The following is a 9,083-nucleotide window of genomic DNA, read 5'->3' as shown; positions in this document are numbered from 1 at the left end:
CATGATGCTCGACGGAAAACAAGCAGTCGTGTACGGCGCGACCGGCCCGATCGGCGGCGCCGTCGCCCGGACGTTCGCCCAGGAAGGCGCCACCGTCCACCTGGCCGGACGTACCGCGGCGACCCTCGAACGCCTGGCCGGTGAGATCCGGGCCGCGGGCGGCAAGGCCGAGATCGGGGTCGTCGACGCGCTCGACGAAGGATCGGTCGACCGGCACGCCGCCGGCCTCGACCGGATCGACATCTCGTTCAACCTGATCGGGCACAAGCAGTACTTCGGTACGCCGCTGGTGGAGATGTCCCTCGCCGACGTCGAGGAGCCGGTCCGGAACATGCTGCGCACCTACTACCTGACCTCCCGCGCGGCCGCCCGGAAGATGATCGAGCGGCGCTCGGGCGTGATCCTGACCTTCGGCGGGTACGGCGACCCGGCCGCGAACCTCGGCGGTTTCCAGGTCGGGTTCGGCGCCGTGGAGGCGCTCCGCCGCAGCCTCGCGCGTGAGCTCGGCCCGTACGGCATCCGCGTCATCACCCTGCAGACGAACGGTATTCCGGAGTCGAACCCGGACAGTTACCCGGAGGACTTCCGTCGCGAGGTCGCCGAACGCACCGCCGCCCAGACCATGCTGAACCGCGCCGCGACGCTCGCGGACGTGGCCGCCGCGGCCACCTTCGCCGCCTCCGATCGAGCCGCCTCCTTCACCGGTACTGCGCTCAACCTGACCGCCGGCGCCGTCGTCAACTGAGGAGGTCGATCGTCTGTCCGTTGTGCTGTGCCGCTTGAAAGACGGGCCAGGCGATCGCGAGATCCTGCCAGGGCAGGCCGACCGGCGCGTAGACCGTGACCTCGTCCGCTCGCCGCCCGGCGACTGCTCCGGTCAATACTTCGGACAGCGTTGCGTGGGCCGCATCGGCGGTGAGGCCAACGTTGCCCAAGGCCCCCATTTGTACGGCGAGCGCGCGGTCGTCGACGACCACCCGGGCCGCGGTCAGCAGGTCGGCCGACCACTCCACCTTCCCGGGCTCGTCGGCGCCCAGTGTCGTGAGGTGCAGCCCCGGTCTGAGGTCGGCCGCGGTGAGCAACGCCTCCCGAGACCACGTGGCCGCCACGACCACATCCGCAGCCGCCGCAACCGCCTGCGGGCTGTCAACCACAACCCCCGGAATCCCTTGCCTGGCAAGAAACCTGGTTGCATGTTCGGGATCCCGATCATGCACCACCAGCCGCCGCACCGGACGAAGCGCGGCGAGCCCGGCAAGGGTCATCTCAGCCTGCGCGCCGGCCCCGATCACCCCAACCGTCGCCCCACGGTCGGTCCCACCGAGGCGGGGTGCCGCCCCGGCCTCTACCGCCAGGAGGTCTGTGCCGGAGTGGGGAACGGCCGGGTCGGGCGCTCCTGCCAGGAGGTCGGTGGCGAGGGCGGCGGCGAGGCCGGTGCGCCAGGCGGTGATCGTGGCGCTGTCGAGGAGGGCGAGGAGTGTGCCGTCGGTCAGGTCGTGCAGGCAGACGACCCCGCGCAGCGCTGGCGTCGCGCCGGGGAACTTCGCGTTGACCTTCACGGTGTACGCCGGGATCCCCGGGATCAGCCCCGGCAGCAGTGCGGTCGCCGTACCGGGACCGGGCAGTTCCGTCCGGATCCGCAGCGGCTCGACCGGGCTCGCCTGCCGGAATCCGTGCCGCAGCGCGTCCAGCACCGCCGGTACGTCGAGCACCCGCAGGATGTCCGACCGGGTGAGCAGAACCGTCATACCTGGTTGGCCGGAGGGACTTTGTGGTCGGCGTACAGGTCGGGGATCGGGATCGGCATCCGCCAGAAGCGCGTGTCGGACTGGATCACGCCGTGCCGGACGGCGAGGTAGCGGAGCACGCGGAGCGGGCCGGCGATCAGGACGAAGGCGAGCGGGAGCTCGACCAGCAGTGCGCTGAGCAGCGCCTGCGTGAGGTCGTCGCCGCGCTGGCTGGTCATCACGTCCACCCAGGCGTCGCAGATCAGCAGTACGCCGGATGCGAACGCGGTCGGGAACACGAACTGCTTGCGCTTCCACCCGCCGATCGCGGTCAGCAGCAGCATGGTCAGCAACAGGATGTCGAACCCGACCCAGGTCGCGCCCCAGTTCCGGGCGACGTAGTGGTCGGGCAGGGTGAGCGCCAGGTACACGGTCCACGGGACCAGTACCGCGACACAGACCATGATCAGCACGGTCCGCCACTTGCGGATCCGGTCGATCGTCCGCCGGGACGGCAGGCCGCCCGGCCGCGGCACCAGCCGCAGGATCAACGCCCGCCGCTCCGCGGGTGTCATCGCCGCGATCTCTTCGTCGGTCAGCTGCACGCTTCGAGTATGCCTTGTGATTGCATTCACAAACTAGTATGGTGAGGTAGTCCGAAACATCTCCAAGGTGAGGTGCCGACCATGACCGAGCGCAAGCCACCCGGCATGAAGACCCAGGACTGGGTCGAGGCCCAGATCAAGCGGGCCCAGAACGCGGGCGAGTTCGACGACCTGGCGGACGCCGGGAAACCGCTGCGACTGGCCGACGGGCACGACCCGGACTGGTGGGTGAAGGACTTCATCCGCCGGGAGAACATCGAGACCGACGCGCTGCTGCCGTCGGCGATGCAGCTCCGCAAGGAGAAGCAGCAGCTGCCCGAGAAGGTTCGCGGGATGCGCCACGAGTCCGAGGTCCGCGAGTACCTGGCCGACCTGAACCAGCGGATCAGGCTCGCCATCCGCGACACCACCGGTCCGGTGGTCCCGACCGGCCCGGTGAACGAGGACGCGGTGATCGCTCAGTGGCGGATGGAACGCCCCACCCGCGAGCCGGCCGCCGCCCGCGCCGTACCGCCGAAGCCGCGGAAGAAATCGTTCTGGCAGCGCTTGTTCAGCTGAGCAGGTCCCGGGCGGCCCGCTCGATGGTCTGCTCGCTGAGCAGTACTTCGTGCGCGGCCGCGCCCAGTGGGACGTACGAGTCGTAGCTCGTCACCCGCGCCAGGCGTCCGGTGTACCCGTGGTCGATCAGCGTGGCCAGGATGCCCTCGGACACCCCGCCCGAGCGGCGGGTCTCGTCGGCGACCAGCACCTTGCCGGTGGCGTTCGCCTCGCGCAGCAGGTCCTCGACCGGCAGCGGTGCCAGCCAGCGCAGGTCGAGGACCCGGATCCCCGGCACCCGCGCGGCCACCCGGAGGCTCATCGGTACGCCGTTCCCGAACGTCACGATCGTCAGACCGGTCCCGTCGCCGTACGTCCGGCCACGCCCGATCGGCACTGGCTCCCCGGCGTACGGCGCCAGCCACTGCTCGTCGCCGTCGGCGTACAGGTCCCGCCGGTGGTAGAGCGCGATCGGCTCCAGGAACACGCTCACCGCGCCGGTCGCCCGCGCCGCCGCCGTACACGCGTGCAGCATCCCGGCCGCGTCGTCCGGCCGTGACGGTGACGCGATCACGATCCCGGGGATGTCCCGCAGTACGCCGATCGCGTCGTCGTTGTGGAAGTGCCCGCCGAAGCCCTTCTGGTATCCGTACCCGGCGATCCGCAGGACCATCGGGTTCGCGTACTGCTCCTGCGAGAAGAACTTCAGCGACGCCGCCTCGCCGCGGAGCTGGTCCTCGGCGTTGTGCAGGTAGGCCAGGTACTGGATCTCCGGGATCGGCAGCAGCCCGGAGACGCCGGCGCCCAGCGCGAGACCGAGGATCGACTGCTCGTCGAGCAACGTGTCGAACACCCGGGCCGGCCCGTACGCCTTCTGCAGCCCGCGCGTCACGCCGTACACCCCGCCCTTGCGGCCGACGTCCTCGCCGAAGACCATCGCCTCCGGGTAGGAACTCAGCACGTCGCTCAGGGCGCGATTGATTGACTGGCTCAGCGTCAAGCGCTCGGTGGTCGGCGTGGGTTGCGGGAGCGCCTCGGCGACGGCGTCCGCCGACGGGAAGCGGAGCGGCGCGGCGATCGCCTCGGCTGAGGTCAGCTGCGGGAGGCCCGCGACCTCGGCCGCGATCCGGAGCGCCTCGGCCTGCTTGTCCTCGTACAGCTCGACGATCTCGTCGACGGTGTAGCCCGCGCCGAGCAGGTAGCGCGCCGTACCGAGCAGCGGGTCCAGCTCCTCGTCAGCGGCCAGGTCGGCGGCCGAACGGTACGCCGTCTCGACGTCGGATCCCGCGTGGCCGAGCAGCCGGACGGTCCGCAGCCGGAGGAATGCCGGGCGCCGGTTCCGCCGTACGAACGTGGCCGCCTCGGTCGCCATCGACAGCGCCGCGTCCAGGTCGGTGCCGTCGGCGTCGAAGTACCGCAGGCCAGGGCGGGAACCGTACGCCTGCCGGATCCAGCCGTCCGGGGTGCGCACGCTGATCCCGATCCCGTTGTCCTCGCAGACCAGCAGTAGCGGCATCGGCAGACCCTGGTACGACGCGTGCAGTGCGGCGTTGATCGCACCGGTCGCGGTCGAGTGGTTCGCGGACGCGTCGCCGAAACTGGTCACCACGATCGCGTCGTCGGGCCACTGGGAGGGTACGCCGAGCTTGTGTGACCGGTTCATCGAGAACGCGACGCCCATCGCCCGCGGCAGGTGGGACGCGATCGTCGAGGTCTGCGGGATTACCGACAGCTCGTGCCGGCCGAACACCTTGTGCCGGCCGCCCGCGATCGGCTCGGTGGTGGCCGCGGCGACGCCGAGCAGGATGTCCCGCAGGCCTTCCTTGGAGCCGCACTGCGCCGCGCGGTGCAGGTAGAACGCGCCGGAGCGGTAATGCAGCAGCGCCGGGTCGGTCGGCTGCAGAGCGGCGGCGACGGCCGCGTTCCCCTCGTGGCCGGCCGAGCCGATCGTGTAGAAGCCGGTGCCCTGGGACTGCATCCAGCGGGCTGCCAGGTCCGCGTGCCGGCTGCCGAGCTGAGCGTCGTACAGGCCGCGGAGCAGCTCCGCGTCGTGCTCCCACGGGGCCGGGGCGAGGCCGCGGACGCGTTCGGCGAAGGTCCTCATTTCCACCATGATCCGGGAAGTCGGTGCCGAAGACAGCAGCGACCACGAGTTGAACAGGTCACGCGGGGAACCGTACCGAGAGGTTGTTCGTTCACCGGGCGAGGGGAATCTGTGGGGTGTGGTGACGGTGAGTGAGCTGTGGTGAAGCACCTATCGCGGGTCGTACGGCGGGTGGGTGTCGCGGCCGGTCTTGGAGTCGGGACCGCCGGCGCGCTGGCCGGTGTCCTGCTGCTCGGTCCGCTGGCCGCGTCGGTGCTGCTCGTCGTGGTGTTCGTGCTGGTCTGGCCGCTGGCGGCGGTGGTCCGGCACGTGACCGAGGAGGCGCCGTACGGTTCGGCGGCGCTGGTCGCGGCGACGGCCGCCGGTGCTGTCCTTTGCCTGCCCGGGCTGGTGCGGTTGCTCGCGTGGGGTGCACTCGGTGTGACGGCCGGGCTGATCCTGGCGGTGCTGTTCGTGCTGCTCGATCTGGTGCTTCCTGATCGGTCGGGGTACGCGAAACCGCCTCGGAAATCGCCCCGCCAGCGGCGGCTCGAGCGGCTGACCGACGCACAGCTGGCGGAGGACGAGAAGCTGATCGCGTCCCTGCAGTGCCCGCTGTCGATCGCCGAGCTGTGCGGCGTCTGGTCCGACACCGCAACCCAACTCGCCCACGGCGCCGGCCCCCGCGACCGCCAGGCGGTCGCCGAGGTCCGCCGCATCTGCCTGGACGAATTCGAACGCCGCAACCCCACCGGCTTCCACCGCTGGCTCGACGCCGGCGCCCCCGCCAACCCCAGCCACTACCTCCTCCCCGTCCCCGGCGAGTAACCACCCGCCCCGCCGTCCGTCGGTGCACGCGCACCCGGGGGGCTGCAGGTGGTTGTAGTACTCGGGCTACAGGCGGTTGTAGTACTTGCGGGCTTCTCGGCTGTGTTTTTGGGCGTCTCGTGCTGTGCGGCGGGCCTCGTCGAGCTCGGAGCCGAGCTGGTGGACGAGGGATTGGGCCTCGGAGAGGGCGTCCCGGGCGTCGTCCAGCCGTTTGTCGAGGTCCTCGACCTTCGCCTCGGCTGCCTGCGCCGCGGCGACCGCCTCCTCGAACGCCCGCTTGGCCTCCGCCTTCGCGGCCGCCTCACGCTCCTCCTGCTCCCGCCGCTCCCGCTCCGCAGCCTCCCGCTCCCGCTTCGCGGACTCCCGCTCCCGCCGAACCTCCGCCGACTCGCCAACCTCCGCCGACTCGCCAACCTCCGAGGACTCGCCAACCTCCGCGGACTCGCCCACTTCCGCGGACCCCGACGTACGGGCTTTCGCCCCGCCCGCTCTCGCCGACGCCCCGCCCGCTCTCGCCGATGCGCCGCCTGCTCTGGCTCCGGACTGGTCGCCGCGGTGGCGTTCTCGGGCGGCTCGGCGGCGGTCGTCGGTCAAAGGGGTGACGTTGGACGGTTCGCCGTTCTCGTCGACGACGCCGAACCCGACGTGCCGCAGCGCACTGCTCAACCGCCCCTCGCGCACGGCATCACCGGCAGCGGGATCCACCAGCGCGGCATCCAGCGTCTCGCGGAGCTTCTGCCCCACGTCAGCGCTGATCTTCTGCCCGGCATCACCGGCCAGCCGCGCAGCCTCCTTCGCCAGCTGGTCCAGCAACTGATGCCGCCGCGGCGTCAACTCCCGCAGCCGCTCGCCGTCCAGGTCGGCCGTCGCCTCCCGGAACTCGTCCCCGAGCGCCAGCAGGTCGTCCAGCTCGTCCGGCAACTTCCGCGCGACCAGGTTCGCGATCCACGCCGCCACCGTCGGCTTGCGCAGCGCCTTCAACCGGGTCGACCCGAGCGGGTCGCCCTCGGCCTTCAGCTGCTTGGCCAGCTCGTTGCGGGTAGCAATGAAGTCGGCCGCCGGCGCCGCGTACACCGCATCCGCCGCCTCCTCGAAGTCCACACCCGCGACGCTACCGTACCGAAGAACGGGTAGTACCCGGCTCGCGCGCTCCCCGTCCCGCCTGCACCCACCGCCCGAAGGCCGCCGAACCCGACCACTACCCGTTCTTCGGTACGGTCTCCGCCAGCTCGGAACGCAGGGTGTCGAGGATCCCGCGGAGCAGCCGCGAGACCTGCATCTGGCTGACGCCGAGCTCCTGACCGATCTCCTCCTGGGTGAACCCGTTGCAGAACCGCAGCTGCAGGATCCGCTTGTCCCGATCGCCCAGGCTCGACACCGCGGGCGTCAAGCGGTGCACGTCCTCGACCAGGTCGTACCCGGCCTCGGCATCCGCCACCGTCTCCAGCAGACTCGTCCCGCCCTCGGCCGCACCCGGAGCGTCGAGCGACAGCGTGCTGAAGCACCCACGCACCGACGTGGCCTCCGCGACCTCGGCCGGATCGGTGCCGAGCGCCTCCGCGGTCTCCTCGTCGGTCGGCACATGCCCGAGTCGCTGGATCAGCTCGGGCTCGGCGGCCGCGATACTGCCCTGCATCTCCTGCACCCGCCGCGGCGGGCGGATCGTCCACGCACAGTCCCGGAAGTACCGTTTCAGCTCGCCGCGGATCGTCGGCACGGCGTACGACAGGAACGCGGTCGCCGCGTCCAGCCGGTACCCGTTGGCCGCCTTCACGAGGCCGAGGTACGCGACCTGCTCGAGGTCGTCGGCGTCGACGCCCTTGCTGCGGTAGCGGGACGCGATCGACCGGGCGACCGGCGCGTTCAGCATCACGACCTGGTCGAGGCAGGCCTGATGCCGGGGATCGGGGACACTGTCCGCCTCGAGCAGGAGCTCGTGGGTGGCGTCGGCGATGCTCTGCTTGGAATCTTCGACAGCTGCAATCGTCACGGGAGATACCTCGTCGTGTCGTCGTGCAAGCTTCTCGTGGCAGGGGGCTCAACCACTGACTCCACCAGATCAAACTCGGCCGGAGCTTTCAAGTACCCGCCTGTTACGGCTGTTTGAAACGCGTATCGCCTGACAGTAACTGTCAGGTTTCGATGGTTTGCTCGCACTCATGAACGAGTGCTGTGCCGTCGTCGACCTCCGCCAGTACACCCTGCACCCCGGGCAGCGGGACACCTTGATCGAGCTGTTCGACACGTACTTCGTCGACGGTCAGGAAGCCACCGGGATGCACATCGCCGGCCAGTTCCGGGATCTCGACGACCCGGACCGGTTCGTGTGGATCCGCGGCTTCCGCGACCTGCCCGCGCGTGCCGACGCCTTGAACGCCTTCTACTACGGCCCGGTCTGGCGCGCCCACGCGGCAGCCGCGAACGCGACGATGATCGACTCCGACAACGCGCTGCTGCTGCGCCCGGTCCGGCTCGGCCCGTCGTACCCCAGGCTGGACGCGCCGCGCTCCGGCGTTCCGGCCTCGGTGATCGCCGGCGCGGTCTATCACCGTGGTGCCGCGGACGACGGTTTCGCCGAGTACTTCGAGGACCACGTCGTACCGGTGCTCACCGCGACCGGGGCCGAGCCGGTCGCGGTGTTCGAGACGTTGGTTGCCGAGAACAACTTTCCGCAGCTGCCGCTGCGGGACGAGGTGGTGCTCGCCTGGTTCGCCCGGTTCCCCGGCGTCTCGGCGTACGACGAACACCGCCGGCAACTGGCCGCGTCCCGGGTCTGGCGAGAGCAGGTGCTCCCCGAACTGGTCTGCCGCTCGAAGCGGCCGATGCAGGAGCTGCGGCTGAGCCCGACCGCAGGATCGCAGTTCCGGTAAATACGTTGCGGCGTCCGGAGCGGCCGGGCATCCTGGTGCGACCGAGCGGCGACGAGCGCTGCCTGGACCTGAGGAGGGCTGACAGATGGCCATCACTGTGCTGCGGCATGTCCGCGTCAGTCTCACTTCACGGTTCAGGAGCATTCCAGTTGTCTTCTTCCGAGTACGAACTCACCGATAACTACTTCACCTTCCAGTTCCAGTCGATCGACGAGGAACTGGGGCCGGACCAGCGGTGGTCCACCTGGCTGGACGTCGAGCGCGGCTCTCGCGGCCCGGAACCACGCCCCGAGTGGGTTGTGACGGAACAGGCCGCGATCGATACCGAGCTCGGCGTCCTCAAAACCGGCAAGGAAGCCGACGTCTTCCTGCTCGAGCGGGCCGTCGAAGCCATCGGCGACAACCCGGCGAAGTCCTCGCTGCTGGCCGCGAA

9 protein-coding genes and 1 pseudogene are annotated in these 9,083 nt (G+C 70.4%); 5 read left to right on the top strand and 5 right to left on the bottom strand.

Annotation, left to right across the window (positions count from 1 at the left end; genetic code table 11):
* Window positions 1–745 (top strand): SDR family NAD(P)-dependent oxidoreductase (locus VFF46_RS16385; RefSeq protein WP_325037982.1); only part of this gene is annotated, 745 nt, incomplete at its 5' end.
* Here VFF46_RS16385 and VFF46_RS16380 read toward each other — a convergent pair.
* The gene (locus VFF46_RS16380) at window positions 738–1,748 is read right to left on the bottom strand and encodes an ornithine cyclodeaminase family protein (protein ID WP_325037981.1); all 1,011 of its coding nucleotides are present in this window, start codon (window positions 1,746–1,748) and stop codon (window positions 738–740) included. The genes VFF46_RS16385 and VFF46_RS16380 overlap by 8 nt on opposite strands.
* On the bottom strand, window positions 1,745–2,332 hold the full coding sequence (locus VFF46_RS16375; protein WP_325037980.1) for a hypothetical protein: 588 nt from the start codon (window positions 2,330–2,332) through the stop codon (window positions 1,745–1,747). The genes VFF46_RS16380 and VFF46_RS16375 overlap by 4 nt, the downstream gene beginning before the upstream one ends.
* Window positions 2,333–2,413: 81 nt before the next feature.
* Here VFF46_RS16375 and VFF46_RS16370 point away from each other — a divergent pair, with 81 nt between their 5' ends.
* Window positions 2,414–2,890: a DUF1992 domain-containing protein gene (locus tag VFF46_RS16370; RefSeq protein ID WP_325037979.1), complete on the top strand. Its 477-nt coding sequence runs from the start codon at window positions 2,414–2,416 to the stop codon at window positions 2,888–2,890.
* On the opposite strand, the gene VFF46_RS16365 is transcribed toward VFF46_RS16370, so the two are convergent.
* Complete coding sequence (locus VFF46_RS16365; RefSeq protein WP_325037978.1) at window positions 2,883–4,973, bottom strand: thiamine pyrophosphate-dependent enzyme; 2,091 nt, start codon at window positions 4,971–4,973, stop codon at window positions 2,883–2,885. The genes VFF46_RS16370 and VFF46_RS16365 overlap by 8 nt on opposite strands.
* A 141-nt stretch (window positions 4,974–5,114) precedes the next feature.
* On the opposite strand from VFF46_RS16365, the gene VFF46_RS16360 reads away from it, so the two are divergent.
* Entirely contained in the window at window positions 5,115–5,780 is a 666-nt protein-coding gene (locus VFF46_RS16360) for a hypothetical protein (protein WP_325037977.1), read from the top strand.
* A gap of 66 nt (window positions 5,781–5,846) precedes the next feature.
* On the opposite strand, the gene VFF46_RS16355 is transcribed toward VFF46_RS16360, so the two are convergent.
* Together VFF46_RS16355 and VFF46_RS16350 are read right to left on the bottom strand one after the other, a co-directional pair.
* Window positions 5,847–6,881 (bottom strand): hypothetical protein, encoded by a 1,035-nt coding sequence (locus tag VFF46_RS16355; RefSeq protein ID WP_325037976.1) that lies wholly within the window; start codon window positions 6,879–6,881, stop codon window positions 5,847–5,849.
* 97 nt (window positions 6,882–6,978) lie between these two features.
* Entirely contained in the window at window positions 6,979–7,770 is a 792-nt protein-coding gene (locus VFF46_RS16350) for a sigma-70 family RNA polymerase sigma factor (RefSeq protein ID WP_325037975.1), read from the bottom strand.
* 169 nt (window positions 7,771–7,939) lie between these two features.
* Here VFF46_RS16350 and VFF46_RS16345 point away from each other — a divergent pair, with 169 nt between their 5' ends.
* Complete coding sequence (locus tag VFF46_RS16345) at window positions 7,940–8,650, top strand: NIPSNAP family protein (RefSeq protein ID WP_325037974.1); 711 nt, start codon at window positions 7,940–7,942, stop codon at window positions 8,648–8,650.
* Window positions 8,651–8,799: 149 nt separating this feature from the next.
* Window positions 8,800–9,083, top strand: a pseudogene (locus tag VFF46_RS16340) (serine/threonine protein kinase); the annotation flags it as partial.

Origin of the sequence: Kribbella sp. (assembly GCF_035655035.1) — a bacterium.
In the GTDB taxonomy this organism is placed as follows: domain Bacteria; phylum Actinomycetota; class Actinomycetes; order Propionibacteriales; family Kribbellaceae; genus Kribbella.
This window is presented reverse-complemented; position numbering and strand designations above follow the sequence as displayed.